This is a genomic window from Curtobacterium sp. MCBD17_030 (genome assembly GCF_003224255.1).
GTDB lineage: Bacteria > Actinomycetota > Actinomycetes > Actinomycetales > Microbacteriaceae > Curtobacterium.
In genome coordinates this window covers 1-24,183 of record NZ_QKLI01000008.1, presented here as the reverse complement: position 1 = coordinate 24,183, position 24,183 = coordinate 1, and the positions used below count along the sequence as shown (strand labels likewise).

General features: G+C 73.6%; 24 protein-coding genes and 1 pseudogene. 18 read left to right on the top strand and 7 right to left on the bottom strand.

What is annotated here, in order from left to right; genetic code table 11:
- Positions 1-27: 27 nt before the first annotated feature.
- From DEI89_RS09110 to DEI89_RS09090, 5 genes are all read left to right on the top strand, one after another.
- On the top strand, positions 28-846 hold the full coding sequence (locus DEI89_RS09110; RefSeq protein ID WP_220033213.1) for an ABC transporter ATP-binding protein: 819 nt from the start codon (positions 28-30) through the stop codon (positions 844-846).
- Positions 843-2,048: an ABC transporter permease gene (locus DEI89_RS09105; protein WP_110903735.1), complete on the top strand. Its 1,206-nt coding sequence runs from the start codon at positions 843-845 to the stop codon at positions 2,046-2,048. The genes DEI89_RS09110 and DEI89_RS09105 overlap by 4 nt, the downstream gene beginning before the upstream one ends.
- A 181-nt stretch (positions 2,049-2,229) precedes the next feature.
- A complete protein-coding gene (locus DEI89_RS09100; protein ID WP_110903734.1) occupies positions 2,230-3,018 on the top strand; it encodes a DeoR/GlpR family DNA-binding transcription regulator in 789 nt (262 codons plus the stop codon).
- On the top strand, positions 3,015-4,040 hold the full coding sequence (locus DEI89_RS09095) for a 1-phosphofructokinase family hexose kinase (protein ID WP_110903733.1): 1,026 nt from the start codon (positions 3,015-3,017) through the stop codon (positions 4,038-4,040). Before DEI89_RS09100 ends, DEI89_RS09095 begins: the two co-directional genes overlap by 4 nt.
- Positions 4,041-4,159: 119 nt before the next feature.
- Complete coding sequence (locus DEI89_RS09090; protein ID WP_110903732.1) at positions 4,160-6,337, top strand: fructose-specific PTS transporter subunit EIIC; 2,178 nt, start codon at positions 4,160-4,162, stop codon at positions 6,335-6,337.
- 217 nt (positions 6,338-6,554) lie between these two features.
- Here DEI89_RS09090 and DEI89_RS09085 read toward each other — a convergent pair whose 3' ends face one another.
- A complete protein-coding gene (locus DEI89_RS09085) occupies positions 6,555-8,240 on the bottom strand; it encodes a beta-N-acetylhexosaminidase (protein ID WP_110903731.1) in 1,686 nt (561 codons plus the stop codon).
- Between the two features lie 62 nt (positions 8,241-8,302).
- Between DEI89_RS09085 and DEI89_RS09080 the strand changes: the two genes are divergently transcribed.
- Together DEI89_RS09080 and DEI89_RS09075 are read left to right on the top strand one after the other, a co-directional pair.
- The gene (locus tag DEI89_RS09080; RefSeq protein WP_181421566.1) at positions 8,303-9,514 is read left to right on the top strand and encodes an ROK family protein; all 1,212 of its coding nucleotides are present in this window, start codon (positions 8,303-8,305) and stop codon (positions 9,512-9,514) included.
- A gap of 184 nt (positions 9,515-9,698) precedes the next feature.
- Positions 9,699-10,412, top strand: coding sequence for a DedA family protein (locus DEI89_RS09075; protein ID WP_110903729.1), 714 nt, complete (start codon positions 9,699-9,701; stop codon positions 10,410-10,412).
- A 28-nt stretch (positions 10,413-10,440) separates the two neighbouring features.
- Here the strand turns inward: DEI89_RS09075 and DEI89_RS09070 are convergent, their stop codons facing one another.
- On the bottom strand, positions 10,441-10,638 hold the full coding sequence (locus DEI89_RS09070; protein ID WP_110903728.1) for a DUF2945 domain-containing protein: 198 nt from the start codon (positions 10,636-10,638) through the stop codon (positions 10,441-10,443).
- Between the two features lie 219 nt (positions 10,639-10,857).
- Between DEI89_RS09070 and DEI89_RS09065 the strand changes: the two genes are divergently transcribed.
- Together DEI89_RS09065 and DEI89_RS09060 are read left to right on the top strand one after the other, a co-directional pair.
- Entirely contained in the window at positions 10,858-11,913 is a 1,056-nt protein-coding gene (locus tag DEI89_RS09065) for a serine/threonine-protein kinase (RefSeq protein ID WP_110903727.1), read from the top strand.
- Positions 11,914-11,974: 61 nt separating this feature from the next.
- Positions 11,975-12,598 carry a phosphoribosylanthranilate isomerase gene (locus tag DEI89_RS09060; protein WP_110903726.1) on the top strand — a complete coding sequence of 208 codons (624 nt, stop codon included), beginning with the start codon at positions 11,975-11,977 and terminating at the stop codon, positions 12,596-12,598.
- A 42-nt stretch (positions 12,599-12,640) separates the two neighbouring features.
- Here the strand turns inward: DEI89_RS09060 and DEI89_RS09055 are convergent, their stop codons facing one another.
- Together DEI89_RS09055 and DEI89_RS09050 are read right to left on the bottom strand one after the other, a co-directional pair.
- Positions 12,641-13,402: an HAD-IIB family hydrolase gene (locus DEI89_RS09055; RefSeq protein ID WP_110903818.1), complete on the bottom strand. Its 762-nt coding sequence runs from the start codon at positions 13,400-13,402 to the stop codon at positions 12,641-12,643.
- Positions 13,403-13,423: 21 nt separating this feature from the next.
- Positions 13,424-14,014 carry a nitroreductase family protein gene (locus DEI89_RS09050; RefSeq protein ID WP_110903725.1) on the bottom strand — a complete coding sequence of 197 codons (591 nt, stop codon included), beginning with the start codon at positions 14,012-14,014 and terminating at the stop codon, positions 13,424-13,426.
- A 61-nt stretch (positions 14,015-14,075) separates the two neighbouring features.
- On the opposite strand from DEI89_RS09050, the gene DEI89_RS09045 reads away from it, so the two are divergent.
- A complete protein-coding gene (locus DEI89_RS09045) occupies positions 14,076-14,999 on the top strand; it encodes an AEC family transporter (RefSeq protein ID WP_110903724.1) in 924 nt (307 codons plus the stop codon).
- Positions 15,000-15,161: 162 nt separating this feature from the next.
- Here DEI89_RS09045 and DEI89_RS09040 read toward each other — a convergent pair whose 3' ends face one another.
- Positions 15,162-15,998: an exodeoxyribonuclease III gene (locus DEI89_RS09040; RefSeq protein WP_110903723.1), complete on the bottom strand. Its 837-nt coding sequence runs from the start codon at positions 15,996-15,998 to the stop codon at positions 15,162-15,164.
- A gap of 123 nt (positions 15,999-16,121) precedes the next feature.
- Here DEI89_RS09040 and DEI89_RS09035 point away from each other — a divergent pair, with 123 nt between their 5' ends.
- The 6 genes from DEI89_RS09035 to DEI89_RS09010 are packed head-to-tail and all read left to right on the top strand — an operon-like array spanning position 16,122 to position 19,105.
- A complete protein-coding gene (locus tag DEI89_RS09035) occupies positions 16,122-16,571 on the top strand; it encodes an Asp23/Gls24 family envelope stress response protein (protein ID WP_110903722.1) in 450 nt (149 codons plus the stop codon).
- Positions 16,568-16,759, top strand: a complete 192-nt coding sequence (locus tag DEI89_RS09030) for a DUF2273 domain-containing protein (RefSeq protein ID WP_110903721.1) — start codon at positions 16,568-16,570, stop codon at positions 16,757-16,759. Before DEI89_RS09035 ends, DEI89_RS09030 begins: the two co-directional genes overlap by 4 nt.
- Entirely contained in the window at positions 16,756-17,097 is a 342-nt protein-coding gene (locus tag DEI89_RS09025) for a hypothetical protein (RefSeq protein WP_110903720.1), read from the top strand. Before DEI89_RS09030 ends, DEI89_RS09025 begins: the two co-directional genes overlap by 4 nt.
- Entirely contained in the window at positions 17,094-17,708 is a 615-nt protein-coding gene (locus DEI89_RS09020; RefSeq protein ID WP_110903719.1) for a hypothetical protein, read from the top strand. The genes DEI89_RS09025 and DEI89_RS09020 overlap by 4 nt, the downstream gene beginning before the upstream one ends.
- Positions 17,705-18,286 carry a hypothetical protein gene (locus DEI89_RS09015; RefSeq protein WP_110903718.1) on the top strand — a complete coding sequence of 194 codons (582 nt, stop codon included), beginning with the start codon at positions 17,705-17,707 and terminating at the stop codon, positions 18,284-18,286. Before DEI89_RS09020 ends, DEI89_RS09015 begins: the two co-directional genes overlap by 4 nt.
- A gap of 3 nt (positions 18,287-18,289) precedes the next feature.
- Positions 18,290-19,105, top strand: a complete 816-nt coding sequence (locus tag DEI89_RS09010; RefSeq protein ID WP_258368829.1) for an aminoglycoside 3'-phosphotransferase — start codon at positions 18,290-18,292, stop codon at positions 19,103-19,105.
- A 16-nt stretch (positions 19,106-19,121) separates the two neighbouring features.
- On the opposite strand, the gene DEI89_RS09005 is transcribed toward DEI89_RS09010, so the two are convergent.
- Both DEI89_RS09005 and DEI89_RS09000 read right to left on the bottom strand, forming a co-directional pair.
- The gene (locus DEI89_RS09005) at positions 19,122-20,489 is read right to left on the bottom strand and encodes a M23 family metallopeptidase (RefSeq protein ID WP_110903717.1); all 1,368 of its coding nucleotides are present in this window, start codon (positions 20,487-20,489) and stop codon (positions 19,122-19,124) included.
- Between the two features lie 147 nt (positions 20,490-20,636).
- Positions 20,637-22,322, bottom strand: a complete 1,686-nt coding sequence (locus tag DEI89_RS09000) for a hypothetical protein (protein WP_110903716.1) — start codon at positions 22,320-22,322, stop codon at positions 20,637-20,639.
- A gap of 89 nt (positions 22,323-22,411) precedes the next feature.
- On the opposite strand from DEI89_RS09000, the gene pyrE reads away from it, so the two are divergent.
- Together pyrE and DEI89_RS08990 are read left to right on the top strand one after the other, a co-directional pair.
- Entirely contained in the window at positions 22,412-22,963 is a 552-nt protein-coding gene (pyrE, locus tag DEI89_RS08995; RefSeq protein WP_110903816.1) for an orotate phosphoribosyltransferase, read from the top strand.
- Positions 22,960-24,183: pseudogene (locus tag DEI89_RS08990) on the top strand (hypothetical protein); the annotation flags it as partial. The gene pyrE and the pseudogene DEI89_RS08990, both read left to right, overlap by 4 nt.

Below are 24,183 nucleotides of genomic sequence, written 5' to 3'. Positions count from 1 at the left end.
GTACCCGTACCCGTACCCGCACCGCCGGTGCCGGCCCGGTCCGGGTCGGACGCCGTGCTGGTGCTCACGGACGTCACCCGCACCCACGGCGAGGTCCGGGCGCTCCGCGGCGTCTCGCTCCGGATCGACCGCGGCGAACTCGTCGCCGTGGTCGGACCCTCCGGTTCGGGGAAGTCCACGATGCTCAACGTCATGGGCACGCTCGACCGTCCGACCTCCGGCAGGGTGGAAGTCGCCGGCCGGGACGTCGGCGCGATGACGGACGACGCGCTCTCCGCCCTGCGCGCCGAGCACATCGGTTTCGTCTTCCAGCACTTCCACCTGCAGGCCGGAGCCAGCGCCGCCGAGAACGTCGCAGACGGGCTGCTCTACACGGGCACACACCGGCGGGAGCGGATGCGGCGGGCCGTGACGGCGCTGGAGCGCGTCGGCCTGGGACACCGGACCGACCACCTGCCGAACCAGCTCTCCGGTGGCGAGCGCCAGCGCGTCGCGATCGCGCGGGCGATCGTCGGGGAACCGACCGTGCTGCTGGCGGACGAGCCGACCGGTGCGCTCGACACGGCCTCCGGCACCGCGGTCCTCGGCGTGCTGCGGGAGCTCAACGCCGCCGGCACCACGGTGGTCGTCATCACCCACGACCGGGAACTCGCCGCGGCCCTCCCACGCCAGGTCCGGATGCGTGACGGTGCGGTGGAGGACGACTCCGGTGCGCACGACACCGGCCCACGTGACACCGGCCCACGTGACGCCGGCCCACGTGTCGCCGGCCCACGTGACGCCGGCCCACGCGACACACCGGCGGGTCCCGTCGAGCTCGCCCCCGCGATCGAGGCCGACCGATGACCGCCGGCCCCGCGACGGCCACGCGACGCACCCTGGGCTCCGGCGACCTGCTCCGACTCGGGGTGTTCGGGCTCCGGACCCGTCCGACCCGGGTGGTCCTGTCCGCCCTGGGCATCGCCATCGGCATCGCGGCGATGATCGCGGTCGTCGGCATCTCCTCGTCGAGCAAGGCCGCGCTCGACCGGGTCCTCGACGCGCTCGGCACGAACGTGCTCACCGTGACGGAGGCCGAGTCGTTCGGCGAGACGCCCCCGCTCCCGGTCACCGCGGTCGACTCGGTCCGTCGGCAGGAGGACGTGCTCGCCGCAGCGGGGGTCGGCCGGGCCGACGACGGCCGGGTGTACCGGAACCCGTTCATCCCGCCCGCCGAGACGAAGGGCATCGGCGTGCTGGGGACCTGGGGAGACGTGCCCGAGGTCCTCGGCGGGTCGCTGGCGTCCGGGCGCTGGCTCGACACGGCTCCGGACGCACCGCCGCAGGTCGTGCTCGGAGCGGCCGCGGCACACGCGCTCGGGATCGACCAGGTGACGACGGACAGTCGCGTCTGGACCGGTGGCCGATGGCTGCAGGTCGTCGGGGTCCTCCGGCCGCTGGAACTCGCGCCCGACCTCGACAACCAGGCTTTCGTGCCGCGGGACCTCGCGGCCGCGCTGGGCTTCGACGGGCACCCCACCGCCGTGTACACCCGCGTCGACCCGGATCGGGTGGCCCCGGCGCGCGACCTGCTCGCCCGGGTGGTCAGTCCGGCAGCCCCCCAGGACGTCGGGGTCACACGGCCCTCGGACGCGCTCGCCGCGAAGAACGCCACCGACGACTCCTTCACGGGCCTGCTGGTCGGGATCGGTGGGGTCGCGCTCCTGGTCGGCGGGATCGGTGTCGCGAACACGATGGTGATCACCGTGCTGGAGCGTCGGGCCGAGGTCGGCGTCCGCCGCGCGCTCGGAGCGAGACGGCGGGACATCCGGAACCAGTTCCTCGTCGAGTCGCTGCTGCTGTCGTTCCTCGGCGGCGTCGCCGGGGTGGTGATCGGGCTCGGCGCCACCGTCGTCTTCGCTCTGGCGCAGGGCTGGCCGATCGCGGTGCCGCTCTGGGCGGTCGCCGGCGGACTCGGTGCGACGGTGCTGATCGGCGGGGTCTCCGGGCTCTACCCCGCCGCGCAGGCCGCGCGGATCCCACCGACGAGCGCGCTCGCAGCAGCCTGACCGGACCACCCCGACCCGATTGCCGGACGCGACGGTCTGGAGGCCCGGTGCCGGTTCGGCGGACCGGCACCGGGCCTCCTTCCCGTGTTGGGATCATGTTGGTTTCAGTACAGAACAGTTGCGTTCGAGTGGGTTTGCTGCGTACAGTGCTCGAAACCCACGGGAACGAAGGAGTTCGGGCATGTACGCAACCGAGCGGCACGACGCCATCGCCGCCGCACTGCAGACCGCCGGCCGCGTGTCCGTCACCGACCTCGCCGCGCACTTCGACGTCACCACCGAGACCGTCCGCCGCGACCTGGACGCCCTCGAGCAGGCCGGGGTCCTGCGCCGCGTGCACGGCGGCGCGGTCTCGGTCGAACGGTCCAGCCTCGTCGAGCTGAGCGTCGCCGAACGCGAGGGGCAGCACGGGCGGGAGAAGACCGCGATCGCCCGTGCCGCGATGCGCCTGGTGCCGCCCACCTTCACCGGGTCGATCGCCCTCGACGCCGGCACCACCAGCGGTGCCGTCGCCGCGGAACTCGCCCGGTGGGAGCCCGAGCGGGCCGGAGCGACGATCACCGTGATCACGAACTCGGTCCCGATCGCCAGCACCCTGCAGCACAGCGACCACGTCGAGCTGCACCTGCTCGGCGGTCGGGTCCGTGGCGTCACGAGTGCCGCCGTCGGGACCGCCACCGTCGACCAGATCGGGGCACTCCGACCCGACGTCGCGTTCATCGGGACGAACGGGTTGTCCGCGGGCTTCGGCCTGAGCACACCCGACGAGTACGAGGCCGCGGTGAAGGCCGCGTACGTCCTCGCCTCCCGACGCAGCGTGGTGCTCGCCGACGCCGCCAAGCACGGGGTGGAAGCCCTGATGCGCTTCGCCCGCCTCGACGAGATCGACACCGTCGTCACCGACCAGGCGCCGCCCGCCGACCTCGCCGGAGCACTCGCCGACGCCGACGTCGAGGTCGTCGTCGCATGACCGGCCGCATCGTCACCGTCACGCCGAACCCCTCGCTCGACCGGACGATCGAACTGGCCGGGGAACTCCAGCGTGGTGCCGTGCAGCGGGCCACCCGTTCCACGGGGGAGCCCGGCGGCAAGGGCGTCAACGTCTCCCGGGTCGTCGTCGCCAGCGGCGGGGACACCGTCGCGGTCCTGCCGGGCGACGAGCTCGACCCGGTGCTCGTCGGCCTGGCTGCCCGGGGCATCCCGACCGCCGCGCTCCCGATCGGTGCCGCGCTCCGCTCGAACGTCACCGTGACCGAACCGACCGGGACCACCACGAAGCTCAACGAGCCGGGTCCTTCGCTCGCCGGGCGCCTGGACGACCTGGCGGAACTCGTCGCCACCACCGCGGGGCCGACGCCGACCGGTCCGGCCGCCCGGTGGGTCGTGTTCGCCGGGTCCCTGCCGCCCGGGCTGCCCGACGACGCCCTCGCGGTGCTCGTCCGCGCCGTCCGCGCCCGGCACGGCGACGACGTCCGGATCGCGGTCGACTCCTCCGGCGTGCCGTTCACCGCGCTGCTGCAGTCCGGGGAACGGGTCGACCTGGTCAAGCCGAACGCCGAGGAGCTCGCCGAGGTCGTCGGCGGCGACCCGGAGCAGTACGAGCAGGACCCGGAGCGCGCCGCAGCCGCAGCCGCACGCCTCCGGGAGCGCGGAGTCGACACGGTCCTGCTCACGCTCGGCAGCGCGGGCGCCGTCCTCGTCGACGGCACCGGTTCCTGGAGCGCCGCCGCCCCGCGCATCACGGCACGCTCCACGGTCGGTGCGGGGGACTCGGCGCTCGCCGGGTACCTGCTCGCCGAGGTCGCCGGTGCCCCGCCCGAGCGTCGACTCGCCCAGGCCGTCGCCACCGGTGCCGCCGCCGCCGGACTGCCCGGCAGCGACGTCCCGGCACTCGACGCCACCGACCCGGACGCGATCGTCGTCCACCGCCTCGGCACACCGCCGACACCGGCCGGGCACCGCCCGTCCGTCCCCGTCCCGCACGGCGCCTGACCACACGGTCCGTCGTCCCGTCGGTCCGGCCACGACCTCGGACCCCGGGCCGGTCGGGTCCGATCACTCGTCCCACCAGCACAGCCCGGCGCACCGCGCCACCTGCGAAGGAGCAACCCATGTCCGCTGCGCACACCACCGGCGCCGGCGACGGCGCCGACCTGATCGGTGTCGACCTCGTCGGCCTCGACGAGGACCTCGGCGCCACCTCGTCCGACGTCATCCGCGTCCTCGCCGACCGCATCGCCGCGACCGGTCGAGCCGCCTCCGGTGACACCCTCGCCGCCGACGCGATCGCCCGCGAGGCGAGCGTCGGCACCGGCGTCCCCGGCGGCATCGCCATCCCGCATGCCCGGTCGACCTCGGTCACCGCTCCCACGCTGGCGTTCACCCGCCTGGCGCGGACGGTGCCGTTCGGTGCACCGGACGGGGACGCCGACGTCGTCTTCATGATCGCGGTGCCGGACGGCGCCGACAAGGACCACCTCACCGTCCTCTCCACCCTCGCCCGGGCGCTGATCCGCGATGACTTCACGGCCGCCCTCCGCGCCGCGACGACACCGCAGGACATCGTCGACCTGGTCGACCGCGAGGTGAGCGGCGAGGTCGCCGCAGCCGGCGTCGGCACCGCTGGACGAGCCTCCGGTACCCCGGCCGGCACCGCCGTTGGCCAGGAGGCCCGCCCCACCTCCGGCGCGGACACCCACGTCGTCGACAGCGACACCTCCGGCACCGGCGGGCGCCGCAAGGTCATCGTCGGGGTCACCGCGTGCCCGACCGGCATCGCGCACACCTACATGGCCGCCGACGCCCTGGTCGCCGCCGCCCAGCGTGCGGGCGCCGAGATGCACGTCGAGACGCAGGGGTCGTCCCAGGTGGAGCCGCTCGACCCGGCCCTCATCGCCCGCGCCGACGCCGTCGTCTTCGCGGTCGACGTGGACGTCCGCGACCGCAGCCGCTTCGCCGGCAAGCCGCTCGTGTCCGGCCCCGTCAAGCGCGGCGTGGACGAGCCGGACGCGATGATCGCCGAGGCCCTCCGCGCCGCCGACGACCCCAAGGCCGCACGGGTCTCCGGCTCCGCCGCCGAGGCCGGTACCAGCACCGCGAAGGACGAGCACTTCGGGCAGTCGCTGAAGCGCTGGCTGCTCACCGGCGTCTCGTACATGATCCCGTTCGTCGCGGGCGGCGGGCTCCTCATCGCGCTCGGCTTCCTGCTGTCCGGCTACGGCATCGCACTGACGCACGGCGACGACGGTGTCAACAACGCCGTGTGGACGCTGCAGCACTCCACGCTCCTCGACCTGCCGGCGCAGGGCCTCGGGTACTACCTCGGCGCTGCGGCGTTCCAGATCGGCTCGGTGTCGCTCGGGTTCCTCGTGGCCGCCCTCGCCGGGTACATCGCGTACGCGATCGCCGACCGGCCGGGCATCGCGCCGGGCTTCGTCGCCGGGTCCATCGCCGTCTTCATGAACGCCGGGTTCCTCGGCGGCCTGGTGGGTGGCCTCATCGCCGGTGCAGCCGCCTACTGGATCGGACGGATCCCGACGTGGCGCTGGCTGCGCGGGCTGATGCCGGTCGTGATCATCCCGCTGTTCGCGTCGATCATCGCCTCCGGCCTCATGCTCCTGGTGCTCGGCGGGCCGATCGCCTGGCTGATGACCCAGCTGACCGAGTTCCTCAACTCGCTCTCCGGAGCCTCGGCGGTGCTGCTCGGGATCATCCTCGGCCTGATGATGGCCTTCGACCTCGGTGGCCCGGTCAACAAGGTCGCCTACGCGTTCGCCGTCGCCGGACTCGGTGCCGGGTCCGCCAGCAACGTCGTGCCGTTCGAGATCATGGCCGCGGTGATGGCCGCCGGCATGGTCCCGCCGCTCGCCCTGGCGCTCGCCTCGACCGTGCTCTACCGCAACGGCTTCACCAAGCCCGAGCGCGAGAACGGCAAGGCCGCGTGGCTGCTCGGCGCCTCGTTCATCTCCGAGGGTGCGATCCCGTTCGCCGCCGCCGACCCGTTGCGGGTCATCCCGGCGTCGATGGTCGGCGCTGCCGTCACGGGAGCGATCTCGATGGCCGCCGGCGTGACGTCTCGGGCGCCGCACGGTGGGATCTTCGTGTTCTTCGCGATCGGTGGCATCGGGATGTTCATCGTGGCGGTCCTGGCGGGGACGGTCGTCTCCGCGCTGGTCCTCGTGGCGCTGAAGAAGTGGGTGCGCCGGGCGCCGGCGGCGACGGATGCTGCCGCCGCCCAGGCGGCCTCGGCCGGCGAGACGGTCGGCCAGCGCGCGCCGGTCGCGGTGTAGCCGCACCACCTGACGGACGGGAGGCCCGGTGCCAGCTGGCACCGGGCCTCCCGTCCGTCACGTGCCGGTGGTGACACGGGTGGCGGGACACTCCCGGACGCTGACGCCGAGTGGTCACGAAGCGTCGTTCTGGAGGCTCGAGAACGACAGTTCATGACCACTCGGCGGAGGTGAGCGGGGTGTCGCCACCGGTGGGCGCGCCCCGCAGGCAGCCGGACTACACCGCGATGTTCGCCGTGACCGCGTCGATGTAGGCGGCGCGCTCCTCGCGGGAGTGCGGGCGGCCCGGGACGCCCGGGCGCTCCTCCCACGGCAGTGGCCCGGACTCGTGGCGGTACTCCACCCCGAGGGCGTCGAGGCGGGTCAGGTGCTCGGTCAGGCGCTGCCGGAAGTCCGCGACGTCCCGCGGCCCGGCGACGTCCGCCGACCAGAGTGCCTCGGACAGCGCGACCACGCGGGGGAACAGCTGGTAGTCGAGCCGTCGGACGGTGTCCACGTGCTCGGTCCACATGTTCGCCTGGCCGCCGATCACGTGCGCCCGCTCGGCCTCGGTCAACGACGACGGCACCGGGTCGAACGCGTAGACGTCGTCGACGGTGAGCACGATCGACACCGGGATCGGCTCGTTCGGCAGGTCGCTCTGCCGGTAGTCCAGGTACACCTGGTCGTCCGGCGTCGAGATGACGTCGTGTCCCCGACGGGCCGCCGTGACCGCGCCGCGCATGCCCCGCCAGGACACCACGGTCGCGGACTGGGAGAGCGTGCCGCCCTCCAGGATCTCGTCCCACCCGAACGCCCGGCGGCCGTGCGACTCGATGTGCGCCGCGAGCTGCCCGATGATCCAGGCCTGCAGCTGCTCCTCGTCCTCGAGCCTGAGCTGCCGGATGCGCTCCTGGGTGCGCGGGTCGTCCTCCCACTGGTCCTTCGGGCACTCGTCGCCGCCGAGCCCGATGTACGCGGACGGGAACAGCGCGACGACCTCGTCGAACACGTCCTTGAAGAACTGCACCGTGCTGTCGTCGGCGTTGAGGACGTCGTGCGCCACGCCCCACTTCGTCCAGACCTCGACCCGACGTTCGGGGTGGACGCCGAGCTCCGGGTACGCGGCGAGGGCGGCGCGGACGTGCCCGGGCGTCTCGATCTCGGGCACGACGGTCACGAAGCGGTCCTCGGCGTAGGCGACGATCTCGCGGATGTCGTCCTGCGTGTAGAAGCCACCGTGCGGACGGCCGTCGTACCCGGCGACCTGCAGCACCCCGTCCGCGTCGGGGACGTGCGCGCCGACCTGGGACTCCCGGCGCCAGGAGCCGACTTCGGTGAGCCGCGGGTACTTCTTGATCTCGATGCGCCAGCCCTGGTCCTCGGTGAGGTGGAAGTGCATGCGGTTGATCCGGTGCGCCGCGAGCTGGTCGATGACGCGCAGCACCTCGGCCTTGGTGCGGAAGTGCCGGGCCACGTCGAGCATGACGCCGCGCCAGGCGAACGCGGGAGCGTCCTCGACGACGGTCGCCGGCAGCGTCCACGCCGCCGTGCGCACCTGCCCTCGGCGGTACACGTCGGCGGGCAGCAACTGCAGCAGCGCCTGGACGCCGTAGAACACCCCGGCAGCGCCGCCGCCCTCGACGGTGACGGCGTCCGGCGTGACGTTCAGGCGGAACGACTCCTCGCGGTCCTCGCCCGGTCCGGCGGGCAGGTCCTCCGGCGTCGCGGCGATCCGCAGGGCGATCACCGGCGCGTCGGAGTCGCCGGCGCCGGACAGCGGCAGCCGCGTGGAGGCTCGCAGCACCTGCTGCAGGTACTGTGCGGTCGACTCGGTGGCGGGCTCGGCGCTGATGCGCGTGCGCTCGTCGATGGTGAAGGTGCCGGACGAGTCGTTCCGGGATCGTGGTCGGGGGATCAGCATGTCGGTTCCACCATTCCTCAACGGTCTTTCGTAATGTGGAGATTATGGCGACGCACTCGAGCATGTCAACGATCGGCAGCTCCCCGGCCCTGCTCCGCAGGATGAACTCCCGCGCGGTCCTGGCCGAGTTGTTCCGGGCCGGACCCGACGTCGGGGACCCGGGGCGGGCCTCCCGGACGGTCACCGAACTCGTCGCCGCCGTCGGTCTCACGCGGCCCACCGTCGAGGCGGCCCTGACCGACCTGGTCGCCGAGGGGTGGGTCGAGGAGCTCAAGGCCGTCGCCACCCCCAACCGCGCCGGACGACGAGCCCGACGCTTCCGCATCGATGCGCGATCCGGACTGGTGCTCGGCATCGACCTCGGCCTGCACGCCGTCGTCGGCGTCCTCGCCGACCTGCACGGCGACCCCGTCGCCCGCACCGAGCAGTTCGCCCCCACCCTGGCGCCGATCGAACAGGCCGTGGCCGCCGTCCGCGAGGTCGTCGACCGCCTGGTCGGCACCCTGCCGCCCGGACGGCTGCTCGCGGTCACCGTCTGCGTGCCCGCGATCATCGACCGCACCGGCAGGATCGTGCACACGGTCGCCGCGCCCGAGTGGCAGAGCGAGGGCATCACCGAGCGCATCGCCGCCCTGGTCCCCGACGCGGTAACCGTGTTCGAGAACGACGCCAAGGCAGCGGCCCGCGCCGAGGCCGCCTGGGGCCGGCTTCACGGCGTCCGGGACGGCCTGCTCCTGGTGATGGGACGACAGATCGGCGCGGCACTGGTCGTCGGGGGTTCGGTCGCGCAGGGAGCCCACGGCGCAGCGGGCGAGGTCGGCGGACTCGCCGCGACCGGGTGGCCGGGTGCGGCGCGCGCCCTGGAGGCACGGAGCGATCCCGGCGCTGGCCCGACGTCCACGGGTGGTCCCGGTGGCAACGCCCTGCCGGGCGGGTCCGGCGCCGGACTGGGCGTGGAGGACGGGCGGGCCGCCGTCCGCGCGCTCGCCGCGGACGTGGCACCCGGGGTCGCGCAGCTCGTGGCGGCCGTGGACCCCGAGGTCGTGGTCGTCGGCGGCGAGGTGCTGCCCGACGGCGAGGAGTTCTGCACCGCCCTGGCCGCCGAGCTCGAGAAACTGCCGGGCCTCGGCGTCCCGGGTGCCCCGGCGGTCGCGGTGGTGCCGTCCGGTCTCGGGCGCGACGCGGTGTCGCGGGGAGCCGTGGCGCGGTCCCTGGCGACCGCGCGGGCAGAGCGGCTGGGTCTCGGAGTGGGGCTGCACGCCGGCGTCGCCTGACCGGGCAGCCCGGGCGGTTGGGGGTGGTCGGGGCGGTCACGGCGGAACGGGCGGTTGGGGGTGGTCGGCGCGGTCGCGGCCGACTGGGCGGTCGCCGCGGTCGCGGCGGTCGCGGGCGGCGCGTTCGGTCGCGCGGGCGGGCCGCACACCGGAGTCTGTCAGCCCGCTCAGGCAGGGTGACGGGATGACGACTGCCGTGCCCTCGACCGTCGCCCACGTCGGTGTCCCGACCGCGTCCTCCGGATCAGGCGGTGAACCGGACCCCGACATCGGCGGGCTGACCGGCCTGGTCCTGCAGGTCATCGACTCGATGGGGGAGTGGGGCGTCGCCCTCATGCTCTTCATCGAGACGGTGTTCCCGCCGATCCCGTCCGAGGTGATCCTGCCCCTCGCCGGGTTCCTGGCCGGCGCGGGCCGGATGGACCTGACGCTCGTGCTGGTCCTGGCGACCGCCGGCTCGTACGTCGGGGCGCTCGTGCTCTACTGGCTCGGCGCGGTGATCGGCTTCGACCGGACCGTCCGCTGGTTCGGCAAGCTGCCGCTCGTCGACGAGGACGACTTCCGGAAGGCCGCGTCCTGGTTCCACCGGCACGGCAAGAGCGCGGTGTTCTTCGGGCGTCTGGTGCCGGTCGTCCGGAGCCTGATCTCACTGCCTGCGGGCGCCGACCGGATGCACCTGGGCACCTTCAGCTTGTTCACCGTGCTCGGCAGCGGGCTCTGGAACTCGATCCTGGTCCTCGGTGGCGCGGCCCTCGGCACCCAGTACGAGCGCGTCGAGGCGTACACCGAGTGGATCGACCGGGCCGTGTACCTGGCGGTCGTCGTGATCATCGTGGCGTTCGTCGTCCGCCGGGTCCGACGTGGCCGGTCCGCGGCGCGGTCGACCGCGTCGGAGTAGCCGGCTGGCCGCCTCTGAGTGGTGGCCCTTAGGCCTTCGTGAGCGCCGACTCCTTGTGGGCCGCCTTCTTGCCGGACTTCTCCGACTCGATGATCCAGTACGGGTCGTCGTCGGTCGGCTTGAAGGTCTGCCCGTCGAACTCGAAGTCCGCGGTCTTCTTCTCGACGAGCTTGCCCGTCGTCGTGCCCTGGGACGTGTTCCAGTGCACTTCGTCGCCCTTGCGCATGTCGGCCTCCCGCCTGGTCCGGACGGCTCTCCGGGACCCGGACGGTACCCGGGCCGCTCCACAGGACGCTGGCACCATCCCTGTTGCGCAGTTGCGCCCCGAGGACGGGTCACATTCGGGTAACCGGGCCTCGGATCGAAGGGGCCGCGCGTACCGTTGCCGAGGAGTCACACCGCGAGGACCGACGCGGATCCGGACTCCCGAAGGATCGACGAACGCATGAGCTTGGCCACCGACACCGCGCGAGCGGACACCGTCCTGGCAGGACGGTACCGCCTCGTGAAACTGATCGGCACGGGCGGCATGGGCTCGGTGTACGAGGCACGTGACGAGCACACCTACCGTGCCGTCGCCGTGAAGATGTTCGCGACGCCGGAGCGCATGACCACGGCCGACCGGGTCCGCCAGGAGCGCGAGATCCGCCTGCTCAGCATGCTCTCGCACCCGGGCCTCATCCCGCTCTACGACGCCGGCACCCACGACTTCGAGGACGGCCCGCACCGGTTCATCGTGATGGAGCTCATCGCGGACGCCACCCTGCTGCGCCGCCTGGCCGAGGGCCCGCTGCACAACTACGAGGTCGCGGACCTCGGGGCGCAGCTCGCCGATGCCCTGGCCTACGTGCACTCCCGCGGGATCGTGCACCGCGACGTCAAGCCCGCGAACATCCTGCTGAGCGACGAGGGTGCGTCCGGGTTCGTCCGGACCGTCAAGCTCACCGACTTCGGCGTCGCGCACTTCGTCGACGGCTCCCGGCTGACCAACGACGGTACGATCATCGGCACCGCCGCCTACCTGTCGCCGGAGCAGGTCGCCGGCGAGCCGATCAGCTACGCCACCGACGTCTACTCGCTCGGCCTGGTGTTGCTCGAGTCGCTGACGGGCGTGCAGGAGTACTCCGGCACCGTCATCGAGGCAGCCCTCGCTCGGCTCCGCCGCGACCCGCAGGTCCCCGACACCGTCGCCTCCGAGTGGCGGGAACTGCTGACCCTGATGACCGCGCGGGACCCGGCACGCCGACCCACGGCTGTCGCGGTCGCCCGTGCCCTGCGCGGCGGGTCGACGCAGGTCACCGGTCCGGTGCCGCTGGGACCCGATCGGGAGGTCCGCCGCAAGGAGCACCGCATGCACCGGGCCGCCCACCGGCACGCCCGGCGCGGCACGTTCGACGTGGTCCGGCGCTGGCGTCGGCGGAACGTCCTGGCCGCATCGGCCACGGCCGTCGCGGTCGCGGTCGCGTGCGTCGGCAGCTACGTCGTCGGCGCGCTGCACTGAGCGGGAGCACGAGCCGCCCCCCACTGGCTGCTCGCCGCGGCCGATCAGGCAGGATGGGTGCATGAGCGACCAGCGATGGATCAAGATCTGCGGCCTCTCCACCCCGGAGACGGTCGACGCCGCCGTCGAGGCCGGGGCGGACGCCGTCGGGTTCGTCTTCGCCGCCGGCAGCCCCCGCACCGTCACCGCCGACACCGCGAAGGAGCTCGCCGAGCGCCTGCCGGACGGCATCGACGCCGTCGGGGTGTTCCGTGACCAGCCGATCGACGAGGTGGTCGGCATCGCCTCGGCCGTCGGGCTCACCACCCTGCAGCTGCACGGCCGCGAGTCCGCGTCGGACTTCGCCCGCGCCCGCGACGCCGGCTTCTTCACGATCCGCGCCCTGGCCGCCGCCGACTACCTGGCCGAGACCGCGGAACAGCGCACCGCGTTCGACCACGACCTGCTGCTGCTCGACGCGGCCGTCCCCGGCAGCGGGCACCTGGTCGACCCGGCGACGCTGACCGGCACCGTCGACGAGGCGTGGATCCTGGCCGGCGGCCTCACACCGGAGAACGTCGCGGGCCTCGTGCAGCGCCTCGACCCCGACGGCGTCGACGTGTCGAGCGGTGTCGAGTCCGAACGCGGCGTCAAGGACGTGCGCGCGATCCGGGCGTTCGTCGAGGCCGTCCGCAGCATCCGCTGACGATCCGACGACCTCGGACGGGCCTCCCGGCCGGGAGGCGCGTCAGGCGGTCCGGAGCGTCGGGATGAGCTCGCGGAGGAACGCGTCGGTGTCCTCCCATCCCTCGACCGCGTGCGTGGGCACGCCGAGAGCCTTGACCGGGTAGTCGTTGCCCTCCGGGTCGAGCCGGTCGCCGACGAAGAGCATGTCGTCGAGCGCGATGCCGGTCAGCTCGGCCAGGCGCTGCATGCCGTAGGCCTTGTCGATGCCCTTGCGGGTGATGTCGATGCTGGTGGAGCCGCCGGAGCGGACCTCGAGGTCGGGGAGCTCGGCCTGCACGCGGCGGCGGAGGTCGTCCTTCTTCGTTCCGGTCGGGTCCCAGCGCTTCTTGACGTCCACCGGAGCCGCCTGGCCGAGTGCGGAGAACGTGACCTGCGACCCGCGGTCCTCGAGGATCGCGCCCCACGTCTCGGACTCCCAGTAGCCGGCGTCCTTCGCCTGCGCCTCGACGGCGGCGAGGGCGCGGGCCTTCTCGTCGTCGGTGAGGTCCTCGGCGTACTGCAGCACCCAGTCCCGTTCCCACGCGTAGTACCGGGTGCCGCACGTCGGCAGGAGGTGCAGGTCGTCGAGACGCAGACCGGAACGCTTCCGCAGCGGTGTGACGAGCTGCTGCTCGAACTGCTGGAAGTTCCCGCCGCTGATGACGGCGACGGGGACGACCTCGAGCAGTGCGGCGAAGGTCTCGAGCATCTGCGGATCGAGCGGGGACTTCGACGGGGCGAGCGTGTCGTCGAGGTCGAAGGCGACGAGGCGAGGTGCGGGCATGCCCTCGATCATGCCAGGCGACTACTCCTTGACCAGCACGACCTCGTCGAGGGGGATGCGGGTGCGCGGGGCGACCTCGCGCGCGGCGGCCTTCTCGTCGAGCTGCGCGGCGTCGGCGACGTGGCCGATCGCGGTGACCGTCACCGGGACGAGGCGCTCCGGCAGGTCGAAGGCGGCGCGGACGGCGTCGACCTCGAAGCCGCCCATCTGGTGCAGGTGCAGACCCTCGGCGTGTGCCTGGACGGCGAGTGCGGCGATGGACTGGCCGAGGTCGTACTCCGCCCAGCGTCGCTCGTCGCCGTCGGCCGTCACGGGCTCGGCGATGGCGACCAGGAGTGCGCCGGCGCGGTGGGCCCAGACGCCGTTGAAGCCCATCAGCGTCGCGTGGATCGCATCGAAGGTGCGGGTGCCGCGACGACCGACGATGAACCGGCGGGGCTGCGTGTTCCCCGCGGACGGCGCCCACCGAGCGGCCTCGAGGAGCGCGTCGAGCTGCGCGTCCGAGATCGTCGCGGTCTCGTCGTAGGAACGCGGGCTCCACCGTTCCTCGAGCAGGGGCACGAGGGGCTGGCTGGAGTCCGTGGAGCGGGAGAGCGTCGTCTGCGTGGTCATGGTTGCCGGAACAACCGTGGGCGCACCGGTATTTCCCGACGGGCCTGCGAAGATGGGCAGGATGAGTGGCGTCCTGATCGGCTTCGCGATCATCGCCGCCGTCATCGTGACCGGCTACGGCGTCGGTCGCGCCGGACTGCTCGGACCGCATGCGCAGTTCGTGCTGAGCCGGCTGGCGTTCTTCGTCCTCATGCCGTGCCTGCTGTTCCACACGATCGCCACGGCCGACGTCCGGACGCTGTTCTCGCCGATGCTCGCCGTGTCGGCGATCACCGCGCTGTCCGTCGCCGCCGGCACCGCCCTGGTCTTCGCACTCGTGCTCCGGCGGCCGCTCACCACCACGACCGTCGGGGCACTCGCCGCCTCGTACTCGAACGCCAACAACATCGGGTTGCCGGTCGCCGTCTACGTCCTCGGTCAGGCGACCGCCGTGGTGCCGGTGATCATGCTCCAGCTCGTCGTGATGGCCCCGATCGCGCTGACCGTGCTCGACGCGGCCACGGCCTCCGGTGGCGGGTGGCGACGTCGGGTGCTCGGGCCGGTGTCGAACCCGCTCATCATCGCGTCGCTGCTCGGCCTGCTCTGCTCCGTCACCGGCATCACGCTGCCGGACCCGGTGCTCGAGCCGTTCGCCCTGGTCGGCGGCGCAGCGGTCCCGGTCGTGCTGCTCTCGTTCGGGATGAACCTGCACGGCGCGGCACCGCTCCGGGACGCGGCCACCCGGGCCGACGTGCTGCTGGCGAGCGGCGTGAAGCTCCTGGTGATGCCGGCGGTCGCGTTCCTGCTCGCCCGGTACGCCTTCGGGCTCGACGACCAGCGCGTGTTCGTGCTCACCGTCCTCGGCGGGTTGCCGGCGGCGCAGAACGTCTTCAACTACGCCCAGCGGTACGGAGCCGCGGTGCCGGTCGCACGGGACGTGGTGCTGCTCACGACCGTCGGGTCGGTGCCGGTCCTGGTCGGGATCGCGGCGCTGCTGCACCCGTAGGGGCGGCGGGGCCGTCGGACCGTGCCGCGCCGGTGTGCCTCCGCCGAGGGGTCACGAAGTGTCGGTCGGGGGCGGCCTGAGCAACAGGGTGTGACCGTTCGGCGGAGGTGAGCGGGGTGCCGCGGGGGCAGCCGGCAGGGGCCGGACGCGCCTCCCGGCCGGTCAGAAGATCATCGGGCGGTCGTCGTCCAGGACGGTGTCGAGGTCCAGGTCGACCGACACCGGAACGTGGTCACTCGGAGCGTCGCCCTTGCGCTCGTCGCGGTGGATGGTGGCGCCCACCGTCACGTCAGCGAACGCCTGCGAGCCCATCACGAAGTCGATGCGCATGCCCTCGTTGCGGGGGAAGCGGAGCTGCTTGTAGTCCCAGTACGTGTACCCGGTGGGCACGAGCGGCCGGACGACGTCCTGCAGGCCGCGCTCCTCGAACGTGCGGAACGCCGCACGCTCCGGCTCGCTGACGTGCGTGGAGCCCTCGAAGACACGCATGTCCCAGACGTCCTCGTCGAGCGGTGCCACGTTCCAGTCACCCATCAGCGCGAGGGGCAGGTCGGGCTCGGCCTGCAGCCACTCGGCGGTGCGGTCGGCCAGCTGCGCCAGCCAGTCGAGCTTGTACGTGTAGTGCGGGTCGCCGAGCTCACGGCCGTTCGGGACGTACAGGCTCCACAGTCGGACGCCCTCGACCGTGACGCCGATGGCACGGGCCTCCACGGGCAGGTCCGGGCCCTCCTGCCCCTTGAGGAAGCCCGGCTGCCCGGGGAAGTCGCGGGTGACGTCCTCCATCGGCAGACGGCTGGCGAACGCGACGCCGTTCCACTGGTTCAGGCCGTGCGCCTCGACCGTGTAGCCGGCGGCCTCGAACGCCTCGACCGGGAACTGCTCCGGCTTGCACTTGATCTCCTGCATGCCGAGGACGTCGACGTCCTCCCGCACCAGCCAGTCGACGACCCGGCCGACTCGGGTGCGGACGGAGTTGACGTTCCAGGTCGCGACGCGCATGGGATCGAACCTACCGGGAGCGACCGACCGGCCGCCCGGGGCGTCCCGGCCCCGTCGGCGGACACGCCCCGGTGGCAGGGTGTTGCCTGGACCCACATCCGACCAGCACCGCAGGAGGCACTCATGGCAACGACGACGGACTCCGACCGCGTGGACGGCACGACCACCGGCAGCACCACCACCCAGGTCACCGCGAAGGGCCGCACGATCATCGACGACGCGGTCGTCGCGAAGGTCGCCGGCATCGCCGCCCGTGACGTCGCCGGCGTGGTCGCCCTGGGGGGCAACACCGCGCGGGCGTTCGGCGCGATCCGTGACGCCATCGGCTCGAGCGACCTCGGCCAGGGCGTCCGCGTCGAGGTCGGCGAGACCCAGGCCGCCGTCGACCTGACCCTCGTCGTCGCCTACCCGATGCCGATGCAGCAGGTCGCCTCCGCGGTCCGCCAGGCCGTGACCGACGCCGTCACCGACCTGGTCGGACTGCAGGTCACCGAGGTCAACATCGCGATCGTCGACGTCGACATCCCCGCGCTCGACGCCCCCGCCACTGCGCCCGAGACGCGCGTCCGGTGAACACCACTGTCGTCGGCATGGCCGTCGGGGCGGTCCTGGCGATCGTCGCCCTCACGCTCGGGTTCTGGGCGTTCGTCGTGGTGGCCGTCGCCATCGCGCTCGGCGGCCTGATCGGCCGCATCGTCAGCGGCGACGTCGACGTCCGCCGCCTGCTCGACGTGCTCCGCGGTCGCCGGAGTTCCTCGTGAGCGCAGCCGCGCTGCCCGGCACCGACCGGATCGCGTCCCCGGCACTCGTGCACACCGCCCAGGCCGTCGCCGCCGAGGCGCTCCGTGCACCCCTCCGGGAGGTCCGTGCCCGGGTGGTCGACGACGGTCGCGGCGCGCTGGCGGTCGAGGTCACCAGCCCGCTCGTGCTGCCGGCGCTCGGCTCGCACACCGTCCCCGACGAGCCGGTCCTCGTCACGGCGCACCGCGCCCGCGCCACCATCGCCGAGCGTCTGCGGACGATCACGGGGCGGAAGGTCGAGCGCGTCTCGGTGACCTTCTCGTCCGCCGTCCTGGACGTGCCTCGGAGGGTCCGGTGAGCCCGGAGCCGGTCAAGGACACCCCGCCCGCGGACGACGACCGCTTCGTGCGTCGCATGGTCCGGCGCGAGACGTCGGCGTCGAGGACACCCTCCGTCGTCGCCGCGTTGGTCCTGCTCCTGGTGCTCGCCGCGGCCGTGGGGACCGCCGCGGTCGTCGTCCTGCTCGACGAGCGCATCGCCGGCATCGACCCGCGCACCGTCGTGGACACCGCCGTCCGGGCCCCGGCCGGCCTGGTCGACGCCGTGGTCATCGCCGTCGGTGCCGTCATCGCCCTGGTCGGCCTCTGGTTCCTGCTGCACGGGCTCCTGCCGTCCCGACGACCCCGGCACGCCGTCCGCTCGGCCCGACTCGGCGTGGTCGTCGACGACGAGGTCCTGGCCTCCGCCGCAGCCCGCGCAGCCCGCGCTGCGACCCGTCTCGCGCCGGACGCCGCCGTCGGCTCCGTCGGTCGCCGGACGCTCGACGTCGTGCTGCTGCCGGCCTCCGGGGTGGACGTCGCCGCGCTCGCCGCCTCCGAGGCCGTGGAACGCGAACTCGCCGCCGTGGACGCCGTCCCCCCGCTCACCGCACACGTCCGCGTGCGCTCCACCGGCCGGATCGACGGATGAACGGCACGAACCGCGCACTGAACCGGGTCGTCCTGGTCCTGGTCGGCCTGGTGTTCCTGGCGCTCGGGGTCGCCGTCGTCCTGGTGCAGACGCTGCCCGCGGCGGCGGACCTCTGGCACACGGCCGCGGACCGGACGCTCGGCGGCGTCCGGTCCGGCGCTGCCGACTCGTCCGCGTGGTGGTGGGCGCTCGGCGGGGCCGTCGTCCTCGGCGTCCTGGCGCTGCTCGTGCTCAGCGCGATCGGGGGTGGTCGCACCGGCACGGTCCTGCAGGACGACGGGCCCGACGGCTCACTGCCCGGTCAGGTCAGGATCGAGGCTGCGGCGGTCGAACACGCGCTCTCCGCCGCCATCAGCCCGCTGCCGCAGGTCGCGTCCCTGGCGGTCGACGTCCGACGCGTCGGCCGCCGCACCGCGATCCGGATCGTCGTCCGCACCCGGCGCGGAGCACCACCACGGGAGGTCGTCGACCGCGTCGAGGACGTCGTCCGTGACCTGGACGCACTGCTCGGACAGCGGTTGCCGGTGCTGCTCCGGATCGTCCGCGGCGGGTCCTCGCGCCCGGACCGGGTGCGCTGACACGTGGAGCGCCCGGACGACCTGGCCGGCCGCGGTGGGCAGCCGGACGAACCGGTCACGGTCCCGGACGCCGTCGCCGAGGTCGCCGACGGCCGGACCCTCGTGCCGGTGTGGGTGAACTCCGCGGGCGGCAAGACCTTCCGGATCGGCCCGTCCCCCGACCGTGCCGACGCGTACGTGAAGTGGGTGCCACCGCACCACGCGCCCTGGATCGCCGCCGAGGTCGCTCGACTCCGGTGGGCCGGCCGGTGGCTCACCGTGCCCGAGGTCGTCCACCACGGAGCGGACGAGTCCGGCGCCTGGATGACCACCCGGCCGGTCGTCGGGTGGAGCGCCGTCGACCAGCGGTGGCACGACGACCCGCGCACGGCGGTGATCGCGGTGGGGGAGGGACTCCGGGCGATGCACGAGACGCTGCCCGTCGCGTCGTGCCCGTTCGTCTGGTCGACCTGGGAACGACTCGACCGTGCCCGGGCAGCCGGACGGGACGTCGACGCCATGGGGCCGCAGCCGGAGACCGACCAGCTGGTCGTCTGCCACGGCGATGCCTGCACGCCGAACACCCTCGTCGGCGACGACGGGCGGTGGATCGGGCACGTGGACCTCGGCGCCCTCGGGGTCGCGGACCGGTGGGCCGACCTGGCGGTGGCGTCGATGAGCCTCGGGTGGAACCACGGCCCCGGGTGGGACGACCTGTTCCACGAGGCGTACGGGCTGCCGCAGGACCGGGACCGGACGGCCTGGTACCGCATGATGTGGGAGCTGGACGTCGACGACGTCGACGATCGGCGCGGTGCGGGAGGGGCCTCCCGGCACTGATCGCAGGAGGCGCGGACTAGAAGCCGACCCCGCGAGCCGCCATGAACCCGACCGGGTTCACGGTGCCGCCGCCGACGTGCGTCTCGAAGTGCAGGTGGCAGCCGGTCGAGTTGCCGGTCGACCCGACGAGCGCGATCAGGGCACCAGCGCCCACCCGCTGCCCGGGGGCGACCCGGAACCCGCCGTCGACGATGTGACCGTAGGCCGTCTTGACGCCGCCGCCGTGGTCGATGCGGACGTAGTTGCCGTAGCCGCCGTACCGGCCGACGTACTCGACGGTGCCGGCGGAGGCGGCGACGATCGCGGTGGAGCAGCCGCTGCCCAGGTCGAGGCCGTCGTGCATGGCGACCGCACCCGTGTACGGGTTCACGCGGACGCCGTAACCGCTGGTGATCCAGCCACCGGCCGGGCGGACCCAGCCGGACCCGGAGCCGGAGCCCGGTGCCGCCCCGCCGCCACCGGCGGACGGAGCGCCGCCGCCACCGCTGCCACCGCCGCCCTGGTTCGCCGCAGCCGCGGCAGCCGCCGCCTGCTGGGCACGCAGCTGGCGGGCCAACTCGGCCTCGAGCGCCTTGCGCTTGCGCTCTTCCTCGGCCTTGCGGATCCGTTCGCCCTTCTCGTACTGGGCCTCGGTCGTGGCGCGGCCGGACGTCAGCGAGGTGAGCTGCGCCTCGAGCCGGGACTTGTTGTCCTCTTGCTCGTCGTAGGCGGCCTGGGCACGGTCGGACGCGGCCTGCGCTTCGCCCATCCGGTCCTGCGCGGCCTGGGCGAGGTCCTTCAGCGCGACGGCTGCCCGGTCGGCCTGGGCGGTGAGGGAGCGGGCGACGGATGCGTCGGTGGTGGCCGCGGTCTCGACGCGTTCGGCCTGCTCGGACAGCTTGCTCAGTGCTCCGAGGTCGTAGAGCAGGTCGCGGGTGCCTTCGCCCCCGGTGATCACGCTGGTCGTGACGTCGCCACCGCCCGAGCGGGCCATCTGTGCGGCGAAGCGGCCGGCCTGCGCCGCGCTGGCGTCGGCGATCTCGGCGTGCTCCTCGGCGTCGTCGCGGAGCGCCTGCTCCTTCTCGGCGGCGCGGAGGGCCCTGCGCTGTGCGGCCTCGAATGCGGCACCGAGTCGATCGGCCTCGGCCTTCGCGGCGTCCGCCTCTTCCGACAGGCTGGCGATGATGCCGCGGATCTCGACGATCTGTGACTGCTTGGCGGACTCCTTGCCCCGGGCCGCGACGACGTCGTCCCACGACGGGTACGAGGCCGCCTGCGCGACCGGTGCGTCGAGGACCAGCGAGCCGACCAGGCCGGCGATCGCGAGCGCGGTGGCGAGCAGGCGTCGGCGGCCCGCGGCGGAGGCGGAGCGGGGACGGGAGGCGGGGACCACGGTGCGAGACATCGGAACGGAGCCTATACATCCACACAGGTCGAACCCTGCGGCGACGCTCCGCTGTGGACGACACGGGCGAGAGATCCGTGCTGTGGAGGGTGCGTACCCCGGTGCCGACCGAGGCGCGAGGGCTCCCGCCGCGCAGGACCCGCCCGTTCAGAACCCGCGGTCGCGCAGGATCTGCTCGGCCGACCCGACGACCCGCTGCCGCAGCACGTCGGCGCCCCCGGTGCCCGCGTAGTCGTACACGTCGTACCCGGTGCAGTGCGTGATCGTGGCCGGGCGTCCGAGCGAGTCCTCGACGGGGGTCGTCCAGACGTCCCCGGAGCCGATCACGACGTAGTCCGGGCGGGCGTCCCGGTAGGCGCCGAGGTCGACGAGCCAGGGGTAGGTGTCGAACGAGTCGCGGACCTGCAGCAGTCGGACGTCTTGCTGCGCGTAGGCCGCGAGCGGACGCACCGTCCAGAACTGACCGACGCCGACCGGGTCGCGACCCGCGTTCCGCTGCGCGTCGACCCAACGGTCCAGGCAGGTCACCGGCGTGTACCGCGCCGCTACCACGGCCCCGACCGTGCCGGGTGTCACAGCGACCCCGAGGACGAGCACCGCGGCGGCCGCGACCGCCAGCGCGGTCCGGAGACCGCGCACCGGTCGGTGCAGCCGGGTCCGACGGACGGTGGTCCGGGTGAGTTCGCACACCGCGACGACGGCCAGGAGCGGCATCGCGACGACCGGCTCGAGGTAGCGCGGTGTCTCCGAGCCGGCGACGACCACCCCGACCGACACGGCCACGATCGTCACCAGGGGCAGCGCGGTCGCCACGAGCACCGCCCGGGCGGTCCGTGCGCGCCACGCCCAGACCGTCCCGCCCGCGCTCAGCAGCACCCCGAGCAGCATGAGCAGCAGTCCGGTGTCCCCGGCCGCCGACGCCGCCCGGTCGTCGGTGAGCGACGCGAAGAACGCGGCGGTCGCCCCGGCCCGCTCCGGGTGCACGTAGGTCGAGGGGTCGAGGGAGACGAACGGCCGCAGCGGGATCCGCAGGAGGTACCCGACGACGGCACCGAGCGTCAGCGTCACCGAGACCCAGGTCGCCGGTCGCCAGGGCACGCGGCGGGCGAGCGCGAGCAGTGCCAGCGTCACGACGACCGGTCCGGCCGACCACGGCACGTACAGCGGGTTGGAGGCCGTGCTCAGCACCGCCACCAGCCCGAGCGTCACGAGGACGGGGACCGAAGCCCGCCCGGTCCGCACCGTCCGGAGGACCAGGACGGCGGTCCCGAGCATCGCGAGCACCGCGCCGTAGTAGTAGGTCGTCGTGAGGAGCAGCGAGGCCAGTTCGAGCGAGGTCGCGGTCGCCGAGGACTCCGTCAACACGAGCATGGTCAGCAGGACGACGGCGACCACGGACACGGCGACCCGAGCCGGGCGACCGGCCGACGGCATGAGTTCGTTCGCCGCTGCCCGGACCAGGGCGTACACGGCCAGCAGGACGAGGACACCGTTCAGCGCCAAGGCCTGCTGCGGTGTCGCGGTCACGGCCGCGGTCGCCAGGTAGACCGGCAGTTCGGGGAAGAAGAACAGCGCCGGGGACATCGCCCACTCGAACGGCTGTCCGAGCGCGATCGACCGCGCCACCAGCGGCAGGAGCACCGAGTCCCCGTCGTACCAGAGGAGCGCCACCCGGGCCGTGGCGAGCACGTGACGCAGGGCGAGGACCGCGAGCACCAGCGCGAGGACCGCACCGAGGGCCTCCTGCGCGACCGCCCGGACGACGGTGGATCGGGGGCGGCGGCCGCCGGCCTCGATCGGTCGGACGCCGTCCCGCGGACGGGCGAGGGGCATGACCGGAGCGTACCGGCGTCGGCATCGGAGCAGCCGGACAGTGCGCTCGGGTGAGCGCGGAACGGCCGTCGCCGCTACCCTTGACCACCGTGACCCACGCGCGCGAGCAGTTGATCGAGCACATCAAGGCCGATGCGGTCTTCCACGGCGACTTCACGCTGACCAGCGGGAAGCAGGCCTCCTACTACATCGACCTCCGCAAGGTGAGCCTCGACCACCGCGTCGCGCCCCTGATCGGCCAGGTCATGACCGACCTCATCGCGAGCGTCCCGGACGTCGACGCCGTCGGCGGTCTGACGATGGGCGCCGACCCGATCGCGAGCGCCGTGCTGCACCAGTCCGCGGCACGTGGCGGCTCGTACGATGCCTTCGTCGTCCGCAAGGAGCCCAAGGACCACGGCCGCGGCCGTCAGGTCGAGGGCCCCGACGTCCGCGGCAAGCGCGTCATCGTGCTCGAGGACACCTCGACCACCGGTGGGTCCCCGCTCAAGGCCGCCGAGGCGCTCGAGCGCGAGGGCGCCGTCATCGCCGCCGTCGCCGTCGTCGTCGACCGGGACACCGGCGCCAAGGAGAAGATCGAGGCGGCCGGCTACCCGTACCTGGCGGCGATCGGGCTGGCCGACCTGGGGCTGTCCGCGTGACCGAGGAGCGTCCGGAGGGGCGCGACGAGTCCGACCGGTCGGTCGCGCCCGAAGACGGGGGCGGCGGACAGGAGGCTCGGCGCGGTCCCGACCCGGACGCTCCGTTCCACGGTCTCCGCAGTGCGGCGGACATCTTCGGCGCGCCGATCACCGAGGAGGAGTGGCCGTCGCGCCGTGAGCGTCGGGAGGCCGAACGTGCCGCTCGACAAGCGGGGCAGCCGGAGCCGGAGCCGTTCACGGCCCCCGCGTCGGTGCCGGCCTCCGCGCCGCGGGCCGACCACGAGCACGACGACATCGCTCACGGGCAGGCCGACGACGTCCACGGGCAGGCCGATGCCGCGGCGGAGCCGGACCCCGCGGCGACCCAGGCCATCTCGATGCCCGAGGAGCTGGCGCTACCGGGCGGTGTCGCAGGCCGGGTGCCGCCGCCCGCCGCCGTCCCGCCCGTGTCGAACGCGCCGGACCCCCGCGCGATCTCGCTGCCCACCGCCCGGACCGATCGGGACCTCCGCGCTGCCGAGGCCCGGGCGATCGAGGACGAACGCCGCCGCACCGACCCGGACGGCGTCGGTCGTGACGACGTCGACTGGCTCGGCCGTGCCCGTCCCACCGCGGGTGCTCCCGCCGGGACCCCGGTTCCGCCCGCGTTCCGCGGTGGTCCGGACGCGCAGCCGCTCGGGGTGCAGGACTCGCTGCCGCCCACGTCCGAGCCGCCCACCTTCACCGAACTCCTGCGTCTGGGCGACGACGTCGATGCCGCTCCGCAGGCCGACCGTCCGTTCGACTGGTCCCTGCTGGACGACCAGACCGGCGAGGTCCCGACGACGCTGACCCGTGATGCGTTCGACACGAACCTCGTCGCGGCGGGCTCCTGGGCGACGGGCACCCCGGTCGGTGCCGAGCCGGTCGCGGAGCCGGCCGCCGAGCCGGCCGCGGTCACCCCGACGGACCCGGCCCGCCAGCGCGGTCACGGCACCGTCCCCGAGCACGACCGTACCGACGAGCGGACCACCCCCTCCGGCTCGAGCTGGTCCCTGAGCGACGACGCGGCCCGTACCGGCGAGGTCTTCCCCGGTGACGTCGAGGTCGTCGTGCACGACACGGCCCCCGCCGACGACGACGACGACGACGACCGCGGCGCGTCCGCCACCGCCGCCTTCTCGCCGCGCTCGGCCGCCGCCGTCCCACCGCCCTCGGTGCTGCCGACGCCCGCGGTCCCG

What these genes read in the sequence shown, in the direction of transcription:
- DEI89_RS09105 (WP_110903735.1), top strand. Translation starts at nt 843, where the DNA reads ATGACCGCCGGCCCCGCGACGGCCACGCGACGCACCCTGGGCTCCGGC.
- DEI89_RS09100 (WP_110903734.1), top strand. Translation starts at nt 2,230, where the DNA reads ATGTACGCAACCGAGCGGCACGACGCCATCGCCGCCGCACTGCAGACC.
- DEI89_RS09095 (WP_110903733.1), top strand. Translation starts at nt 3,015, where the DNA reads ATGACCGGCCGCATCGTCACCGTCACGCCGAACCCCTCGCTCGACCGG.
- DEI89_RS09090 (WP_110903732.1), top strand. Translation starts at nt 4,160, where the DNA reads ATGTCCGCTGCGCACACCACCGGCGCCGGCGACGGCGCCGACCTGATC.
- DEI89_RS09085 (WP_110903731.1), bottom strand. Translation starts at nt 8,240, where the DNA reads ATGCTGATCCCCCGACCACGATCCCGGAACGACTCGTCCGGCACCTTC.
- DEI89_RS09080 (WP_181421566.1), top strand. Translation starts at nt 8,303, where the DNA reads ATGTCAACGATCGGCAGCTCCCCGGCCCTGCTCCGCAGGATGAACTCC.
- DEI89_RS09075 (WP_110903729.1), top strand. Translation starts at nt 9,699, where the DNA reads ATGACGACTGCCGTGCCCTCGACCGTCGCCCACGTCGGTGTCCCGACC.
- DEI89_RS09070 (WP_110903728.1), bottom strand. Translation starts at nt 10,638, where the DNA reads ATGCGCAAGGGCGACGAAGTGCACTGGAACACGTCCCAGGGCACGACG.
- DEI89_RS09065 (WP_110903727.1), top strand. Translation starts at nt 10,858, where the DNA reads ATGAGCTTGGCCACCGACACCGCGCGAGCGGACACCGTCCTGGCAGGA.
- DEI89_RS09060 (WP_110903726.1), top strand. Translation starts at nt 11,975, where the DNA reads ATGAGCGACCAGCGATGGATCAAGATCTGCGGCCTCTCCACCCCGGAG.
- DEI89_RS09055 (WP_110903818.1), bottom strand. Translation starts at nt 13,402, where the DNA reads ATGCCCGCACCTCGCCTCGTCGCCTTCGACCTCGACGACACGCTCGCC.
- DEI89_RS09050 (WP_110903725.1), bottom strand. Translation starts at nt 14,014, where the DNA reads ATGACCACGCAGACGACGCTCTCCCGCTCCACGGACTCCAGCCAGCCC.
- DEI89_RS09045 (WP_110903724.1), top strand. Translation starts at nt 14,076, where the DNA reads ATGAGTGGCGTCCTGATCGGCTTCGCGATCATCGCCGCCGTCATCGTG.
- DEI89_RS09040 (WP_110903723.1), bottom strand. Translation starts at nt 15,998, where the DNA reads ATGCGCGTCGCGACCTGGAACGTCAACTCCGTCCGCACCCGAGTCGGC.
- DEI89_RS09035 (WP_110903722.1), top strand. Translation starts at nt 16,122, where the DNA reads ATGGCAACGACGACGGACTCCGACCGCGTGGACGGCACGACCACCGGC.
- DEI89_RS09015 (WP_110903718.1), top strand. Translation starts at nt 17,705, where the DNA reads ATGAACGGCACGAACCGCGCACTGAACCGGGTCGTCCTGGTCCTGGTC.
- DEI89_RS09005 (WP_110903717.1), bottom strand. Translation starts at nt 20,489, where the DNA reads ATGTCTCGCACCGTGGTCCCCGCCTCCCGTCCCCGCTCCGCCTCCGCC.
- DEI89_RS09000 (WP_110903716.1), bottom strand. Translation starts at nt 22,322, where the DNA reads ATGCCCCTCGCCCGTCCGCGGGACGGCGTCCGACCGATCGAGGCCGGC.